This window comes from Cupriavidus alkaliphilus (genome assembly GCF_014191175.1).
Taxonomy (GTDB): Bacteria; Pseudomonadota; Gammaproteobacteria; order Burkholderiales; family Burkholderiaceae; genus Cupriavidus; species Cupriavidus alkaliphilus.
Genome location: NZ_JACHWE010000002.1, coordinates 1 through 17,518, shown reverse-complemented (window position 1 = coordinate 17,518; position 17,518 = coordinate 1). Strand labels below are relative to the sequence as shown.

The 17,518-nt window shown below is 68.5% G+C and carries 13 protein-coding genes; 10 read left to right on the top strand and 3 right to left on the bottom strand.

Features of this window, described 5'->3' with window-relative positions; all coding sequences use genetic code 11:
* Positions 1 to 4: 4 nt before the first annotated feature.
* Both FHX60_RS06680 and FHX60_RS06675 read right to left on the bottom strand, forming a co-directional pair.
* Positions 5 to 1,234, bottom strand: a complete 1,230-nt coding sequence (locus FHX60_RS06680; protein WP_183282855.1) for an acetyltransferase domain-containing protein — start codon at positions 1,232 to 1,234, stop codon at positions 5 to 7.
* Between the two features lie 10 nt (positions 1,235 to 1,244).
* Positions 1,245 to 3,416, bottom strand: a complete 2,172-nt coding sequence (locus FHX60_RS06675) for a TonB-dependent siderophore receptor (RefSeq protein ID WP_183282854.1) — start codon at positions 3,414 to 3,416, stop codon at positions 1,245 to 1,247.
* A 98-nt stretch (positions 3,417 to 3,514) separates the two neighbouring features.
* On the opposite strand from FHX60_RS06675, the gene FHX60_RS06670 reads away from it, so the two are divergent.
* Both FHX60_RS06670 and FHX60_RS06665 read left to right on the top strand, forming a co-directional pair.
* Positions 3,515 to 3,937, top strand: a complete 423-nt coding sequence (locus tag FHX60_RS06670; protein WP_092313286.1) for a Fur family transcriptional regulator — start codon at positions 3,515 to 3,517, stop codon at positions 3,935 to 3,937.
* A 207-nt stretch (positions 3,938 to 4,144) separates the two neighbouring features.
* Positions 4,145 to 4,957 (top strand): EamA family transporter, encoded by an 813-nt coding sequence (locus FHX60_RS06665; RefSeq protein WP_244159889.1) that lies wholly within the window; start codon positions 4,145 to 4,147, stop codon positions 4,955 to 4,957.
* A 16-nt stretch (positions 4,958 to 4,973) separates the two neighbouring features.
* On the opposite strand, the gene FHX60_RS06660 is transcribed toward FHX60_RS06665, so the two are convergent.
* On the bottom strand, positions 4,974 to 5,555 hold the full coding sequence (locus FHX60_RS06660; RefSeq protein ID WP_183282853.1) for a GNAT family N-acetyltransferase: 582 nt from the start codon (positions 5,553 to 5,555) through the stop codon (positions 4,974 to 4,976).
* A 78-nt stretch (positions 5,556 to 5,633) separates the two neighbouring features.
* Between FHX60_RS06660 and FHX60_RS06655 the strand changes: the two genes are divergently transcribed.
* The 8 genes from FHX60_RS06655 (at position 5,634) to FHX60_RS06620 (ending at position 17,393) form a co-directional block, all read left to right on the top strand.
* Positions 5,634 to 6,107 (top strand): winged helix-turn-helix transcriptional regulator, encoded by a 474-nt coding sequence (locus FHX60_RS06655; RefSeq protein ID WP_112774974.1) that lies wholly within the window; start codon positions 5,634 to 5,636, stop codon positions 6,105 to 6,107.
* Between the two features lie 330 nt (positions 6,108 to 6,437).
* Complete coding sequence (locus FHX60_RS06650) at positions 6,438 to 7,760, top strand: MFS transporter (protein WP_183282852.1); 1,323 nt, start codon at positions 6,438 to 6,440, stop codon at positions 7,758 to 7,760.
* Between the two features lie 71 nt (positions 7,761 to 7,831).
* Positions 7,832 to 10,393, top strand: a complete 2,562-nt coding sequence (nirB, locus tag FHX60_RS06645; RefSeq protein ID WP_112774972.1) for a nitrite reductase large subunit NirB — start codon at positions 7,832 to 7,834, stop codon at positions 10,391 to 10,393.
* 26 nt (positions 10,394 to 10,419) lie between these two features.
* Positions 10,420 to 10,803 (top strand): nitrite reductase small subunit NirD, encoded by a 384-nt coding sequence (gene nirD, locus FHX60_RS06640; RefSeq protein WP_092313303.1) that lies wholly within the window; start codon positions 10,420 to 10,422, stop codon positions 10,801 to 10,803.
* 67 nt (positions 10,804 to 10,870) lie between these two features.
* Positions 10,871 to 12,112: an NAD(P)/FAD-dependent oxidoreductase gene (locus tag FHX60_RS06635; protein WP_183282851.1), complete on the top strand. Its 1,242-nt coding sequence runs from the start codon at positions 10,871 to 10,873 to the stop codon at positions 12,110 to 12,112.
* 41 nt (positions 12,113 to 12,153) lie between these two features.
* Positions 12,154 to 14,877: a nitrate reductase gene (locus tag FHX60_RS06630; protein WP_183282850.1), complete on the top strand. Its 2,724-nt coding sequence runs from the start codon at positions 12,154 to 12,156 to the stop codon at positions 14,875 to 14,877.
* 129 nt (positions 14,878 to 15,006) lie between these two features.
* The gene (locus FHX60_RS06625) at positions 15,007 to 16,014 is read left to right on the top strand and encodes a tripartite tricarboxylate transporter substrate-binding protein (RefSeq protein ID WP_183282849.1); all 1,008 of its coding nucleotides are present in this window, start codon (positions 15,007 to 15,009) and stop codon (positions 16,012 to 16,014) included.
* Positions 16,015 to 16,244: 230 nt separating this feature from the next.
* Positions 16,245 to 17,393, top strand: coding sequence for an MFS transporter (locus FHX60_RS06620; protein ID WP_183282848.1), 1,149 nt, complete (start codon positions 16,245 to 16,247; stop codon positions 17,391 to 17,393).
* Positions 17,394 to 17,518 lie beyond the last annotated feature (125 nt).

Sequence of the window (17,518 nt, the reverse complement as noted above, 5' to 3'; positions counted from 1 at the left end):
CTGGTCAGAAGTACTTCAGCCAGCGCCAGTTCCGCCGCCTCGCCTTCAGCGCCGCGAACCAGCGCACCGCCGGCCACAGCCCCACCGCCAGCACTGCTGCCGCCAGCCAGAGCTGCCAGACATGGTCCAGGCCGAACACGCGGCCCTGGTTCAGGCCCCAGCGGTACACGCAAAGCTGGTACAGGCCCTGCAGCACATACAGGTGCAGCAGGTAGAAGAACATCGGCACCGCGCCGAACACGGCCAGGCAACGCGCGGGCCGGCCGCCCTGCGTGCGCTCCAGCCACGCCAGCAGCAGGCAGCCCGTGCCCAGCGTCAGCAGCAGGAACAGCAGCGACGGCGGGTACTTGGTCACGTTGAGAAAGCTCATCCCGGTATGCAGGGCATCCGCGCCGGGCATCCACTTCTGTTCCTGGCCGTAGCCGTTGAGCGCGCGCAGCCACGCAAACCCGGCCAGCGCCGCCACGCCGCAGCCGGCCAGGCGCAGTTGCCGCGCCCGGGCCGGCATGGCTGCCGCAAACCACGGCCCCGCCGCATAGCCCAGCGCGATCACGCCGATCCACGGCAGCACCGGATACGAGGTGCGCACCCGCAAGCCATCGGCTACGTCGATCCAGGTGCGGTCGTGCAAGATTGCCCAGGGCACGTGCCAGGCACTGTCGGCCGGGAAGTGCAACGGGCTCAGCAGGTTGTGCCCCGCCACCAGTGCAATCCCTGCCGCGACCAGCGCCGCGCGCGGCAGCCATACCAGCGCCGCCAGCGCCAGCATGCTCAGGCCGATGGCCCAGATCACCTGCAGGTAGATCACCTGCGGCGGCAGGCGCCAGGTCCAGGCAAAGCCCACCAGGGTCAGCTCCAGCAACACCAGGAACAGGCCGCGCTTGAGCAGGAAGCCGCTGACCGCGCGCCGCTCGTGCCCGGCGTTGCCGTAGAGCCAGGCCGACACCCCCGCCAGCGCGATAAACACCGGCGCGCACAGGTGGGCCAGCAGCCGCGAAAAGAACAGCGCCGGCGAGGTGGCGGCAACATCCATCGGATCGGCAACCGGCACGTGCAGGAAGAACATGTCGCGCACATGGTCCAGCAGCATGACCAGCATCACCAGGCCGCGCAGGGCGTCGATCGACAGCAGCCTGTGGGTGGCGCCGGAAACGGGCCGCGCCGCTGCGGCGGGCGCCGTCGCGGCCGGCAGGGGATGGGATGCGTCGGTACGCGCCACGGGTGTCGGCATCATCGGTCCCTCGTCAGTAGCTCAGCTGCACGCCCACCCGCACGCTGCGGCCGGCGCCCGGCGCGACCCACAGGCTGCTGTACGAGCTGGCGTAATAGGTCTTGTCGAACAGGTTGCCGAGGTTGAGCGACACGCGCACGTGGCGGCTGTATTGCCAGTAGCCGTGCAGGTCCACCACCACGTAGGCGGGCAAGGAGAAGCTGTCCTGCACGTCGCCCGGGCGTCGTCCGACATAGCGCAGGCCGGCGCCTGCGCCATAGCGCTGGCCCACCGGCGCCGCGTCCTCATACATCGCCAGCAGGCTGGCGCTGGTGCGCGGCACGTTGGACAACGGCGTGCCGGGGGCAAGGCGGGTGTCCTGCGTGATCTCGGCATCGGTCAGCGCGAAGCTGCCCGAGACGCGCCAGTGCGTGCCGAGCTGCCCGGCCACGTCGAGCTCGACGCCGCGGCTGCGTGCCTCACCGGCGGCGAGATAGAACGACGGATCGGCCGGGTCGGCGGCCAGCACATTGCGCTTGCGGATCTCGAACACGGCCAGCGTGGCGCCGGTGCGGCGGTCGTCGCTGTCGAACTTGATGCCGGCCTCCAGCGCGCGGCCGCGCTCAGGGTCGAACGGCTGGCCGGCGGCGTCGGTGCCGGCATTGGGCCGGAACGACTGGCTGGCATTGGCGAACAGCGACAGGTTGTTGCTGGCCAGGTAGCTCACGCCCACGCGCGGCGACACCGCGTTGTGGTGCTGCGTGGTGCGGGTGCCGCGCAGATGGTCGTCGAGCGACTGGCTGAAGCTGTCGAAGCGCACGCCGGCCAGCACGCGCCAGCGCTCGCCCAGGCTGAGCTGGTCCTGCGCGTACGCGCCGATATTGTGCTGGCGCTCGTAGGTATCCATGTTCCACGCCAGCGGCGGCGCCGGCTGGCCATAGACCGGGTTGTAGATGTCGATCGCATAGGGGGCCGCGGCGCTGGGGTTCTTGCGCAGGATCGCCATGGTGTTGCCGAAGCGGTAGGCGTCGACGCCCAGCAGCAGCTCGTGCCCGACCGGGCCGGTGCTGAACTTGCCTGTCACGCTGGCCTGCAGCGAGACATCGTCTGACTGGAAGTCGCGGTAGCGGTGCTGGCGCCATAGCGTGTGGCCATCGGCGGCGAGCGCGGTGGCCTCGCTGGAATGCCCCGCCAGTGCGCCGCCGCGGTACGACAGGCCGAGCCTGCCCTGCCACTGCGGCGAGAACTGGTGCTCCACGCTGAGCTGGTGCGACTGGCTGTCCACGCGCAGGCTGCCGTCGCCGGGCTCGCCCAGGAAGCGCGAGCGCGGGATGCGGCCCAGCTGGCCATTGACGGCCACCACGCCACGGTCCATCGGCGTGGCGTAGCGCTGGAATTCCGCCGCGTACTGCAGGATGGTGTCGTTGCCGAGCATCCACGTGATCGACGGCGCGACCAGGTAGCGCTGGCTGTGGATGAAGTCGCGGGTGCTGCCCTGGTGGTCGGCCACCGCGATCAGCCGGCCGGCGATGGCTTCGCCCAGCGGTCCGGTGACGTCGGCGGTGGCGCGGTAGCCGTCGCGCGTGCCCAGCTCGAAGCCATAGCGCTGCGCGGGCCGGAACTGCGGCTGGCGCGTGACCACGTTGAAGGTGCCGCCGGGCTCGCTGCTGCCGTACAGCGATGAGGTCGGGCCCTTGAGCACCTCGACGCGATCGATGGTGGCCGCGTCCATCGGCGCGGTATAGCCCCGGTTGGCGGCGAAGCCGTTGACCAGGTAGCCGGCGCCGGTGTTCTCGTTGCCGGTGAAGCCGCGCATGGCAAAGTTGTCCCACAGCCCGCCGAAGTTGTTCTGGCGCGCAACGCCGCTGACATAGTCGAAGGTCTGGTCGAAGCGGGTCGCGGCAAGGTCGTCTAGCATGGCACGCGGCACCACGCGCACTGACTGGGGGATCTCGCGCAGCGGCGTGTCGGTGCGGGTCGCGCCCGAGGCATCGGGCGGGTTGTATGATGCGGTGGCCGTACCGGTCACCGACACCGTCGGGAGCGTAATATCGGAGACCTGCGCGGGTTCCGCCGCGTCGGCTAGGCCGGACACCGCCAGCATCAGCGCGGCCAGTGGCCGCCGCGCCGGCACCGGCCGGAATACCACGCGCAGGAAGGAAAGCGGCACCGGGTGCCGGGCACGGCTGGGCTGCGCAAGCAGCATAAGGAACACCCCGAAAAAACGAGTCGCCGCGGCGGCCATCCGACTGGCAAACCGCGGCGACTTATTAATGATAATAAATTCTCACTAAGATTCTAGGCATGGAACGCATGACCCGTCAACGTGGCGCCGTGATCGACGCGCTGCGCGAAGCCGGCCGGCCGCTGAGCCCGGCCGAGATCCTGGCCGCGGCGCAGCGCCAGGTGCCGTCCCTGGGCCTGGCCACGGTCTATCGCAATCTCCGTGCCCTGCTCGACGATGCGCAGGTGCACGCGGTGGAATTGCCCGGCCAGGCGGACCGTTATGAATTGGCGGAGGAACCGGGCGCGGTGACGCATCGCCACTATTTCCAGTGCCTGACGTGCGACCGCGTGTTCCCGCTGGAGGGATGCCCCGGCCACCTGGAAGAGATCACGCCGCCCGGCTTCGTGGTGGAGCACCACGAACTGACGCTGCTGGGGCGCTGCCCGGATTGCGCCGGCAAGCCCGGCAAGCGGCGCCAGGCCGCGGCGCGCCAGCACTGAGCCGCGGCCTGCCCCTCACTGCGGCCGCATGCGGCGCAACTGTACTGAGCCGCCTGCGCGCACCTGTATATGGCGCCCGCGCCGCGCTTGCCGCATGATGCGGCAGCATTCGCACCGGCCCCCACCTCGATACAGGACCCGACCTTGCAGCACGCCACCGCCCACCGCCACTCGACCTTGTTCGCCGTACTGGCCCTGACCGGCTCGATGGCCTCGCTGTGCATCGGCACCTCGTTTGCCAAGAGCCTGTTCTCGGCGTTGGGCGCGCAGGGCACCACGGCGCTGCGGGTCAGCTTTTCCGCGCTGATCCTGCTGTGCGTCTGGCGCCCGTGGCGCATGCCGCTGACGCGCGCCAACGCGCGCGCGATCGCGCTGTACGGCGCGGCGCTGGGCGCCACCAACCTGCTGTTCTACATGTCGCTGCGGACCATTCCGCTGGGGTTGGCGATCGCGATCGAGTTCACCGGGCCGCTGGCGGTGGCGGTGCTATCGTCGCGGCGCGCGATCGATTTCCTGTGGATTGCCTTTGCCGTGACCGGCCTGCTGCTGTTGCTGCCGGTCGGCGCTGCCGCCGGCACGCTGGATCCGGTCGGCATCGGCTATGCGCTGGCCGCGGGCGTGGGCTGGGCGCTGTATATCGTGTTCGGGCAGATGGCGGGCAACGCCCACGGCGGGCAGGCGACCTCGCTGGGGCTGACCATGGCCGCACTGGTGGTGCTGCCGTTCGGCCTCGCGCACGCGGGCACCGCGATGTTCAGTCCGACGCTGCTGCTGTTCGGGCTGGCGGTGGGCATCCTGTCGAGCGCGATTCCGTATTCGCTCGAGATGGTCGCGCTCAAGCGCCTGCACCGGCGCACCTTCGGCATCCTGCTGAGCATGGAGCCGGCCATGGGCGCGCTCGCCGGGCTGGTGTTCCTGCATGAGCAGCTGAGCACGGTGCAGTGGCTGGCGATCGCCAGCATCATCACGGCCTCGGTCGGCTGCACCATGACCGCGCGCGGCAAGCGCGAAGCCGGCTGAGCTCTGGCGCGGCAGCTCAGCGCGCGCTGAACCAGTCCGCCGGCAGCCGTTGCGCGCTGCGCGCCGGCTGGGCCAGCGCCAGCGAGACCTCATGCAGGAAGCTGTCCTGCGGATTGCGGCGGCTGGCAAAGCCCAGCCCTTGCAGGATCGCCAGCATGCGCCGGTTCTCGCTGAGTACGTCGCCGCGCAGGCCGTGCAGACCGGCTGCACGCGCCAGCTCGCACAGCCTGGCGATCAGGCGCCGGCCCAGCCCCTGCCCCTGCCAGTCGTCGGCCACCACCACCGCGAACTCGGCAACCTGGCCGGACACGACATATTCGGCGCTGGCGACAATGGCCTGGTTGCCGTCTTCACCGGCAGCGACCACGACCAGCGCCACGCCACCGTCCCCGGGCGCGGCCAGGCCAGCGACGATTTCGTCCACCACGCGCCCCCCGGTCAGGAAGCGGAAGTAGCGGCTCTCCCGCGACAGCGCGTCCACCATCGCGCGCAGCGCCGCGCCATCCTGAATACGGGTGCGGCGCAGCGTCACCTGCGTGCCCCGTCCCGCCGTCCAGCTTTCTGTCACGCCGCCACGCGCCAAGCCCTGGAGATCCATGCTGCCACCCTCTGGATTCATAATCTGTAGCCAGAGTATAGGAGATAACCTGACTTTTGCAAATGAAGTCAGCATGCTATGCTTCACGGCATCATGACCACCACTGCGTCCGATCTCCGCCATTGCTCGATCGCCTCCACGCTGTCGCTGATCGGCGAAAAGTGGACGATCCTGATCCTGCGCGACGTTTTCCACGGCGTGACGCGCTTCGACGACTTCCTGCGCCGGCTGGAATGCTCGCCGGCGGTGCTGTCGACGCGGCTCAAGACGCTGACCGACGCCGGGCTGCTGCGCAAGGTCGGCTACCGCGAGCCCGGCGAACGCGAACGCTTCGAGTACCGTCCCACCCGCGCCGCGGTCGAGCTGCTGCCGGTGCTGGTCGGCCTGATGCAATGGGGCGACTGCCACCTGGCACCCGACGGCGGCCCGGTCGAAATCCGCTCGCGCGCGAACGGCAAGCTGGTGCGGGCGGCGCTGGTCGACGAGGACGGCGCCGAGGTGTCGCCGCGCGACATGCAGATCATCCCGGTGCAAAAGCCCGCCGGCGGCTGAACGCCACGGCCTTCCCTAGCGCTGATGCCGCACCGCACCAGCGCAGTCCACTGCACTGCACCATGAGCGTGCCGCGCGCCCCCGGCCCGCCCCACCACGGCGCATCCACCCTGCTTGCGCCTCCGTCACCCGGCCTGTAGCCGCCATTGCCCGTCACATCCCAGGCTGGCACACCCCTTGCGTAATCAGGTCCGGGCCCGTCAACGGCGACCGGCCCACCCCCACATACCCAGCCCCTATCCCATGTAGCGGCTGTCAGGACAACGGCGTCCCCTGAACCGGCTTCACGGCCGGTTTGCGGGACGCCATTTGTTTTTGGAGCAAGTGACGATGACCGGCAAAGCCACCCGCATCGAGCTGCTGAGCTTGAGCACTCCGCAGATGCGCGCCTTCCACCTGACCTGGATGGCGTTCTTCGTGTGTTTCTTCGCGTGGTTTGCCTGCGCGCCGCTGATGCCGGTGCTGAAGGGCGAGTTCGGCCTGAGCGCCGGCCAGATCGCCAACATCAATATCGCCGCGGTGGCGGTGACGATCCTGGTGCGCCTGGTGATCGGACCGATGTGCGACCGCTTTGGCCCGCGCAAGACCTACACCGCGCTGCTGTCGCTGGGCGCGCTGCCGGTGCTGGGTGTGGCGCTGGCGCAGAACTACGAAACCTTCCTGGTGTTCCGGCTGCTGATCGGCGCGGTCGGCGCGAGCTTCGTGATCACGCAGTACCACACCTCGGTGATGTTCGCGCCCAACGTGGTCGGCACCGCCAACGCGACCACGGCCGGCTGGGGCAATGCCGGCGGCGGCGCCGCGCAGGCGCTGATGCCGCTGGTGCTGGCCGCGGTGCTGATGATGGGCGCGGACCACGCCTTCGGCTGGCGCATCGCGCTGCTGGTGCCGGGCGTGCTGATGCTGGTGATGGCCGTCGTCTACTACCGCTTCACCCAGGACTGCCCGGAAGGCAATTACTCGGACCTGCGCGCCCGGGGCATCGAGATCAGCGGCAAGGATGGTGGCAAGGGTGGCGGTGGCTGGGCCAGCTTCCGCGCCGCCAGCGCCAACTACCGCGTGTGGCTGCTGTTCATCACCTACGGCGCCTGCTTCGGCGTGGAGATCTTCATCCACAACATCGCCGCGATGTACTACGTCGACCGCTTTGGCCTGAGCCTGAAAGCCGCCGGCATGGCCGCCGCGAGCTTCGGCCTGCTGGCGTTGTTTGCCCGCGCCCTGGGCGGCTGGCTGTCGGACAAGGCGGCGCGCCGCCGCGGCCTGGATGCGCGCGCCACGCTGCTGTTCGCGCTGATCCTGGGCGAAGGCCTGGGCCTGCTGTGGTTCGCGCAGGCCGGCAACGTGGCCATGGCGGTGGTGGCGATGCTGCTGTTCGGCCTGTTCACCCACATGGCCTGCGGCGCGACCTACGCGCTGGTGCCCTTCATCGACCGCAAGGCACTGGGCGGCGTGGCCGGGATCATCGGCGCGGGCGGCAACGTCGGCGCGGTGGCCGCGGGCTTCCTGCTCAAGGGCCTGGGCAACGTGCAGCAGACCCTGACGGTGCTGGGCGTGCTGGCCACGATCGCCGCGGTCTGCGCCATCGCCATCCGCTTCAGCGCCGAGCACAAGGCGCGCGAGCAGGCGCTGTACGACAGCGCGCTGGCCAACTGAATCCCATTTCGCCCCACCGCACTTCAAGCACCACAAGCAGCAAAGACTGACTACCGGACAAGGAAAGCATCATGAAACTGATCATCGTCGGCCACGGCATGGTAGGTCACAAGTTCCTGGAATCGCTGGCGGACGCCGGTGCGGAAAACCTGGAAGTGACCGTGCTGTGCGAAGAACCGCGTCCCGCCTACGATCGCGTGCACCTGTCCGAGTTCTTCGCCGGCAAGTCGGCGGAAGACCTGTCGCTGGTGCCGGCGGGCTTCTTCGAGCAGCACGACAACATGCTGCTGCGCCTGAACGCGCGTGCCGTCGAGATCGACCGCGGCGCGCGCACGGTCAAGGTCTCCACCGGCGAGACCCTGTCCTATGACAAGCTGATCCTTGCCACCGGCTCCTACCCGTTCGTGCCGCCGGTGCCGGGCAAGGACCGCAAGGACTGCTTCGTCTATCGGACCATCGAAGACCTCGAGGCGATGCAGGAATGCGGCGCGCGCGCGCAGACCGGCGTGGTGGTCGGCGGCGGCCTGCTCGGCCTGGAATGCGCCAAGGCGCTGCGCGACATGGGCCTGCAGACGCACGTGGTGGAGTTCGCGCCGCGGCTGATGGCGGTGCAGGTCGACGAAGGCGGCGGCCGCATGCTGCGCCAGAAGATCGCCGGCCTGGGCGTGACCGCGCATACCGGCAAGAACACCGTCGAGATCGTGGACGGCGAGGACGGCACCCATCGCATGGTGTTCGCCGACGGCACGCATCTGGACACCGACATGATCGTGTTCTCGGCCGGCATCCGCCCGCGCGACGAACTGGCGCGCGCCTGCGGCCTGGAAGTCGGTGCGCGCGGCGGCATCGTGGTCGACAACAACTGCCGCACCTCCGACCCTGACATCTACGCGATCGGCGAATGCGCGCTGTGGGACGGCAAGATCTACGGCCTGGTGGCGCCCGGCTACGACATGGCCCGCGTGGCCGCGCGCCACCTGCGCGGCGAGGCGGCCGAGTTCGGCGGCGCCGACATGAGCACCAAGCTCAAGCTGATGGGCGTGGACGTGGCCAGCATCGGCGACCCGCACGGCACCGTGCCGGGCGCGCGCATCTACCAGTTCAGCGACGACCGCAAGGAAGTCTACAAGAAGCTGGTGGTGTCCGACTGCGGCAAGTACCTGCTGGGCGGCGTGCTGATCGGCGATGCCAGCGAATACGGCACCCTGCTGCAGATGATGCTGAACCGGATCGAGCTGCCGGAATCGCCCGAGTTCCTGATCCTGCCGGACAGCAGCGGCAAGGCCAAGCCCGCGCTGGGTGCCGACGCCCTGCCCGACACCGCGCAGATCTGCTCGTGCAACAACGTCTCCAAGAGTGAGATCTGCGCCGCCGTCTGCGACGGCTCGACCAGCATCGGCGCACTCAAGACCTGCACCAAGGCCGGCACCGCCTGCGGCGGCTGCGTGCCGCTGGTGACGCAGATCATGAAGGCCGAGATGAAGAAGCAAGGGATGGCGGTCAACAACCATCTCTGCGAGCACTTTCCGTACTCGCGCCAGGAGCTGTATCACCTGGTGCGCGTGGGCCAGCACAAGACCTTCGATGCGCTGCTGCATGCGCACGGCAGCGGCCTGGGCTGCGATATCTGCAAGCCCACCGTGGGCAGCATCCTGGCCTCGTGCTGGAACGAGTTCGTGCTGAAGGAAGAGCACGCCAGCCTGCAGGACTCGAACGACTACTACCTGGCCAATATCCAGAAGGACGGCACCTATTCGGTGGTGCCGCGCATGCCGGGCGGCGAGGTCACGCCCGAAGGCCTGATCGCCGTTGGCCAGGTAGCGAAGAAGTACGGCCTCTACACCAAGATCACCGGCGGCCAGCGCGTGGACCTGTTTGGTGCGCGAGCCGAGGAACTGCCCTATATCTGGGAAGAGCTGATCGCCGCCGGCTTTGAATCGGGGCATGCCTACGGCAAGGCGCTGCGCACCGTGAAGTCATGCGTGGGCTCGACCTGGTGCCGCTATGGCGTGGGCGATTCGGTCGGCCTCGCGATCGAACTGGAAAACCGCTACAAGGGCCTGCGCGCGCCGCACAAGATCAAGTTCGGCGTGTCCGGCTGCACCCGCGAATGCGCCGAGGCGCAGGGCAAGGACGTGGGCGTGATCGCCACCGACAAGGGCTGGAACCTGTACGTGTGCGGCAACGGCGGCATGAAGCCGCGCCATGCCGAACTGCTGGCGAGCGACCTCGACCACGACACGCTGGTGCGCTACATCGACCGCTTCCTGATGTTCTACGTACGCACCGCCGACCGCCTGCAGCGCACCAGCGTCTGGCGCGACAACCTCGAAGGCGGCCTGGACTACCTGAAGGCCGTGGTGCTCGACGACAAGCTGGGCCTCGCCGCCGAGCTGGAAGCCGAGATGCAGCACGTGGTCGACACCTATGAGGACGAGTGGAAGAAGGCCGTGACCGACCCCGAGACGCGCAAGCGCTTCCGCCATTTCGTCAACAGCGACCGCCGCGACGACAACCTGGTGTTTATCGAGGAGCGCGGCCAGATTCGCCCGGCCACGCCGGAGGAACGGAACTTGCAACGTTCCCGGCTGAGCCACATCCCCGTGGTGTCCATGCCCGCGAAAGCCGCCTGACCGTGCCCGCAAACAAGGAGAACGTGATGAGCCATCCCCACCATGCCGAAACCTGGACCGCCGTCTGCACCGTACGCGATATCGTTCCCAATACTGGTGTGTGCGCGCTGGTAGACGAACGGCAGGTCGCCGTATTCCGCATCGGCCGCGGCGACGAGGTCTACGCCATCGACAACTTCGATCCCAACGCGCAGGCCGCGGTGCTGTCGCGCGGGCTGGTCGGCAACCTGGGCGAGCGCCTGGTGGTGGCCTCGCCGATCTACAAGCACCACTTCGACCTGCGCACCGGCGAATGCCTGGAGGCGCCCGAGCAGTCGGTCAACGCCTACGCCGCGCGCGTCTACGACGGCAAGGTGTGGATCGCCGCCGGCGCGGCCGTGCGCGAGGCCGAGGAAGAACTCGCCGCCTGACCCCGCGCCGTCCAAAGCTGACCTGATGTTGCCCCTGCCCAACCGCCCCGCCCACGGAGATGCCGGCATGACGCCTTCCGCCAACCCCCAAGCCCGGCCACGCCTGGTCGTCGTCGGCAACGGCATGGCCGGCATGCGCACCGTCGAGGAACTACTGCGCCTGGCGCCGGACCTGTACGACATCACGGTGTTCGGCGCCGAGCCGCACGGCAACTACAACCGCATCCTGCTGTCGCCGGTGCTGGCCGGCGAGAAGACGGTGGCGGACATCATGCTGAACACGCGCGAGTGGTACCAAGAGAACGGCATCGAGCTGCTCGCCGGCGATCCCGTGGTATCGATCGACCGGCCGCGCCGCGTGGTGCGTTCCGCCGCGGGGCGCGAGGTGCGCTATGACCGCCTGCTGCTGGCCACCGGCTCGAAGCCGTTCATCATTCCGGTGCCGGGCCACCAGCTCGACGGCGTGATCGCGTTCCGCGACATCCAGGACGTCGAGACCATGCTGCAGGCCGCGCGCAACCACCGCCACGCGGTGGTGATCGGCGGCGGCCTGCTTGGGCTGGAGGCCGCCAATGGCTTGCTGCGCCAGGGCATGGACGTGACCGTGGTGCACCTGGCCGACTGCCTGATGGAGCGCCAGCTCGACAAGCCTGCCGCCACGCTGCTCAAGGGCGCGCTGGAACGCAAGGGCCTGCGCTTCCTGCTGAGCGCGCAGACCGCAGAGATTCTCGGCAGCGAACGCGTCACCGGCGTGCGCTTCAAGGATGGCAGCGAGATCCCCGCGGACCTGGTGGTGATGACCGCCGGCGTGCGCCCCAATATCGAACTGGCGGCCAGCGCCGGCCTGCACTGCGAGCGCGCCATCGTCGTCGACGACACGCTACAGACCTACGACCCGCGCATCTATGCCGTCGGCGAATGCGTGCAGCATCGCCAGGCCACTTTCGGGCTGGTCGCGCCGATCTGGGACCAGGCGCGCGTGTGTGCCGCGCACCTGGCCGGCGCCGGCCATCGCCGCTACGTGCAGCAGGCCACCGCCACCAAGCTGAAGGTGACCGGCGTGGACCTGTACTCGGCCGGCGACTTCATCGGCGGTGAAGGCAGCGAAGACCTGGTGCTGCGCGACGCGCGCCGCGGCGTCTACAAGCGCCTGGTGCTGCAGGACGGACGCCTGGTTGGTGCCGTCCTCTACGGCGACGTGCAGGACGGTGCCTGGTATTTCGAGCTGATCCAGCAACGCACACCGGTGGCGGCGCTGCGCCAGCGCCTGCTGTTCGGCAAGGCCCAGTGCGAAGCGCTGGCTGCCTAGCTTCACCCAAAGCCATATAACGCCCCCCGCACGGAGAACGCGTGAACCTGTCCGACATCCCGGTTGTTTCCGCAACCCTGACCACTACCACCGCCACCACGTGCCCGTACTGCGGCGTCGGCTGCGGCGTGCGTGCCTCGGTACGCGCCGATGGCCAGGTCGAGATCGCGGGCGACGCGCAGCATCCGTCCAACCAGGGCCGGCTCTGCGTCAAGGGCTCGGCGCTGGGCGAAACGGTGGACCTGGAGGGCCGCCTGCTCCATCCCAAGCTGCGCGATGCCGAGGGCCGCTTGCGGCAGGTGTCATGGGACCGCGCGCTCGACACCGTGGCGCAGGGCTTCACCGACATCATCCGCCGCCATGGTCCGGATTCGGTCGCGCTCTACGTCTCGGGCCAGTTGCTGACCGAGGACTACTACGTCGCGAACAAGCTGATGAAGGGCTTTATCGGCAGCGCCAACATCGACACCAACTCGCGCCTGTGCATGTCGTCGGCCGTCGCCGGCCACAAGCGCGCCTTCGGCGAAGACCTGGTGCCGGGCAACTACGAAGACCTGGAACTCGCCGACCTGGTGGTGCTGGTGGGCTCCAACACCGCGTGGTGCCATCCGATCCTGTTCCAGCGCCTGTCCCGGGCCAAGGAAGCCCGCCCGGAGATGAAGATCGTGGCGATCGACCCGCGCCGCACCGCCACCTGCGAACTGGCCGACCTGCACCTGGCGATCCGGCCGGGCACCGATGTGTGGCTGTTCAACGGTCTGCTGAGCTACCTTGCGCGTGAAGGACACGCCAACGCCGCGTTCGTCGCCGCCAGCACCGCGGGACTGGATGAGGCCCTGCAGGCCGCTGACGCCGCCTGCGCCGATCCGGCTGCCGTGGCCCGCGCCTGCAAGCTGAACCTGCAGGACGTGCTGGACTTCTACGCATTGTTCGCACAGACCGGAAAGACCGTGACGGCCTTTTCGCAGGGCGTCAACCAGTCGTCCGCCGGGACCGACAAGGTCAACAGCATCATCAACTGCCACCTCCTCACCGGCCGTATCGGCCAGCCGGGCATGGGGCCGTTCTCGCTGACCGGCCAGCCCAACGCGATGGGCGGGCGCGAAGTCGGCGGCCTGGCTAACATGCTGGCCGCGCATATGGAGCTGGCCAACCCGCTGCATCGCGACGTGGTGCAGGGCTTCTGGCAAGCGCCGGCGATGGCCGACCGTCCTGGACTGAAGGCGGTAGAGCTGTTCGAGGCCATCGAAGCCGGCCGCGTCAAGGCGGTCTGGGTAATCGCCACCAACCCGGTGGTAAGCCTGCCCGATGCCGACCAGGTGCGCCGTGCGCTGGCCAGGTGCGAACTGGTGGTCAGCAGCGACATCATCGAGCGCACCGACACCAACGCCGCCGCGCATGTGCTGCTGCCCGCGCTGGGCTGGGGCGAGAAGGACGGCACCGTCACCAACTCGGAGCGGCGCATTTCGCGCCAGCGCGCCTTCCTGCCGGCGCCGGGCGAAGCGCGCGCCGACTGGGACATCCTGTGCGAGGTGGCACGCCGCATGGGCTTCAGCGGCTTCAGCTATGCCGGTCCGCACCAGATCTTCGACGAACACGCGCGCCTGAGCGCATGGCGCAATAATGACGCGCCGCGCGCGTTCGATATCGGCGGGCTGGCCGGCCTGGACCCGGTGCGCTATGACGCGCTGGAACCGGTGCAATGGCCCGTGCCCGCGCAAGGCGCGCAGGATGCGCGGCGGTTGTTCGGCGATGGCCGCTACGCCCACGCCGACGGCCGCGCCCGCTTTGTCGCCACGCCACCGCGCGCGCCGGCCCACGCGCCCGACGACGACTTCCCGCTGATCCTCAACACCGGCCGCGTGCGCGACCAGTGGCACACCATGACGCGCACCGGCAAGTCGGCCAAGCTGGCCGACCATCTGCCCGAGCCCTTTGTCGACATGCACCCGCAGGACGCGCTGCTGTGTGGCGTGGGCGAAGGCAAGCTCGCGCGCGTCAGCACCCGCTGGGGCGCGATGGTCGCACGCGTGCGGCATGGCGGCGGCATTCCGCGCGGCAGCGTGTTCGTGCCGATCCACTGGAACGGACAATTCAGCTCCGACGCACGCGTCGGTGCGCTGGTCAATCCGGTGGTCGATCCCGTTTCCGGCGAGCCCGAGTTCAAGCACACGCCGGTGCGGGTCGAGCCGTTCGGCGTGCACTGGCATGGCTTTATGCTGAGCCGCCGTGCGTTGCCGGCCGAAGCGCTGACCTACTGGACGCGGGTGCAGGGCCGCCAGTTCCAGCGCTATGAATTCGCCGGCCGCGATACCGTCGCCGATCGCACCGCCTGGGCACGCGCGCTGCTGGGCGTGACCGATCCGGACGCGGACTGGCTGGAATACGAGGACCGCGCCGCCGGGGTCTATCACGCAGGCCATGTCGTCGATGACCGGCTCGAAGCCTGCGTCTATGTATCGACACGTCCGGAGCTGCCGTCGCGCGCCTGGCTCGCCGGCCTGTTCGGACGCGAGCGGCTGGACGACGCCGACCGGATCGGCCTGCTGCTCGGACAGCCGATGGAGAAAGGCGCCGATACCGGCCCGACGGTGTGCTCGTGCTTCGGCGTGGGGCGCAACACCATCTGCGATGCCGTGCGCATGCACGACCTGAAAACGCCCGCCGAGATCACGGCCTGCGTCAAGGCCGGCGGCAACTGCGGCTCGTGCGTGCCGGAGCTGAAAAAGCTGCTGGTGGAGGTGCGCGTGGCCGAAGCGGCCTGATCTTTCACCAGGCATTAGGCATCCTTCACGAGAACCAGATTGCGGTTGCCGCGGCTTGCCGCCATGCTAGCCGCGCAACCCTGACAAGCCGCCCCGGACCCACGGTGCGGCACCTATCTGGAGACAGCAATGAAGGATGCGAAGTATTGGCACGCCGGGCCGCGATGGCTGGCGGGTGTGCTGGTGACGGTTTCTGCCATGGCAGGCGGCTCGGGCGCGGCAGCGGCCGATGCCTATCCGGCCAAGCCGATCACCCTGGTCGTGCCCTACTCCGCCGGCGGCCCGACCGATGTTGTCGCGCGCACGCTGGCACAAGCGATGTCGCAAGACCTTGGCCAGAGCATCGTGGTGGAAAACCGCACGGGTGCCGGCGGCACCGTGGCGGCCGCCTTCGTCGCCCGCGCCCAGGCCGACGGCTATACGCTGCTGATCCACCACAACGGCATGGCGACGGCGCCGGCGCTGTACAAAAAGCTGCCGTATGCGCCGCTGAAGGACTTCGAGTACGTCGGCCAGGTCGCGGACGTGCCGATGACGCTGATGGGCCGCAAGGACCTGCCGGCGAAGACGGTGCCTGAGCTGATCCGGTACGTGGCGCAGAACAAGGACAAGGTGTCGCTCGCCAATGCCGGGCTGGGCGCCGTGTCGCAGCTTTGCGGGCTGCTGTTCGAACAATCTGTGGACGTCAAGCTGAATGCCATTCCCTACCAGGGCGCAGGCCCCGCGCTGACGGCGCTGCTGGGCGGCCAGGTCGACCTGCTGTGCGACCAGACCACGGCCACCCTGCCCCATATCCAGGCCGATCGCGTGCGCCTGTTCGGCGTTACCACGCCGGCCCGGATCAAGGCGCTGCCGCAGGCCCCGACTCTGCAGGAAGGCGGGCTGAAAGGCTTTGACGTCAAGGTATGGCACGGCATCTACGCGCCCAAGGGCACGCCGCCGGCCGCCGTCGAACGCCTGACCAGGGCATTGCAGAAGGGGCTGAAGGATCCGGCCGTGATCAAGAAGCTGGACGGACTCGGCGCGGAAATCGTTCCGGTCGACAAGCAGACGCCTGATGGCCTGCGGACGCTGCTGAAGGCGGAAAGCGACAAGTGGCAGCCGCTGCTGAAGTCGATGAAGGTCGAGGCCGACTAAGCCCACGCTCCTTCCCGACAATACGTTAGAATCTTCCATCTTCCGGGCGGACTTCCCTGGTCCGCCCATCCCGCCTGACTGGTGCCCCCGCGCACCGCTTCTGTCTGCGCCCGACTCTGCGGCGCCGCTCAATTCCCCCGATTTAGCTGGTTTTGGCCCTCGATGCCGTCGGGTTGCGTCGTCTCGTCGCGCGCCTTGGCTGTCCGTCATCTTCACCCCGGAGTTTCCGCATGCCATCCCCGTTCCTTCTGCCCGTCCTGGCCCTTGCCGTCTGCATGGTCGGGGCAGCGGAGTTCATGCTCGCACCGATGCTGGCCCCGCTCGCCTCGGCCTTCAACACGTCCCCGGCGCATGCGTCGGGACTGGTCTCGGCCTACGCCTTGTCCTACGCCGCGGCGGCGCCGCTGATGGGTTGGCTCTCGGATCGCGCCGGACGCCGCCGGGTGCTGCTCGCTGCCATGCTACTGTTCGCTGTGGATAGCATTGCGCTGACGCTGGTGCCGACACTGCAGGCCGCCATGGCCCTGCGCATTCTGGGCGGCCTGGCCGCTGCCGCGACCATCCCGACCGTCTTCGCCCTGATCGCCGAGCGGATTCCGCAGGCGAGCCAAGCCGGCGCCATGGGTGGCGTCATGCTTGGCATGACGGCGGGGATCGCGGCCGGACCTGCCGTGGCCGGTTTGCTGACGGAGGCCTGGGGGTGGCGCGCGCCGTTTCTGATGATCGCCGTCAGCTGCCTTGCGGCCTTCGCCGCAGGCTGGCATGTGATTCCGCGCGATATGCCACACGCCTGCGCGACCGAGAAACTGTCTTCCAACAAGAAGGCACGCGCCGAGATCTTCCGGCTTCTGCTCGCAAAAGGCGCCTGGAATGGCAGCGCAGTAGCGGGCTATGTCTTTGCGGGAGAAGTGTTGCGGACGCGATATCAGTTGGAGGTGGGAGCCGTCGGCATTGCCGTTTCCGTATTCGGTCTGGGGCTGGGAATCGGCAATATGCTGGCGGGACATTTCAGCCGGCGTTACCAGCGCGAAGAGAACACCTTGGTTCTCGCTACCGTGGTTGTCGCCGCATCCATGACATTGTTCCTGACCACTGCCGTCGGGCTGCCGCTGGCGCTGGGATGTCTGCTGGTCTGGGGAGCTGCGCTGGGTATCGCGGCACCTGCCAGCACCGCCATGCTCGCGCAAAGGGCCGGCGCCAACAAAGGAAAAGTGCTGGCGGTGTCGGAAAGCGTCAATAACGTGGTGGTGCTGGCGCTATTACCGGTCGCTGCAAGCGCTTCGACCGCGTACGGTGTCACGCCAGCCGCGGCATTGCTCGGCGGAATCTGTCTGGCGGGTGCCATCGTGGGGGCCACGGTACGGCGTCGACAGTTTTAGCAAGAAAAAGGCGGGTGCTGTCGCGAGCGGCGCGCCAAAGACAAAACCCCTCGCAGCACACGCTGTCGAGGGGTTTTGCAGAATAAGAGCCTGGCGATGACCTACTTTCACACGGGAATCCGCAC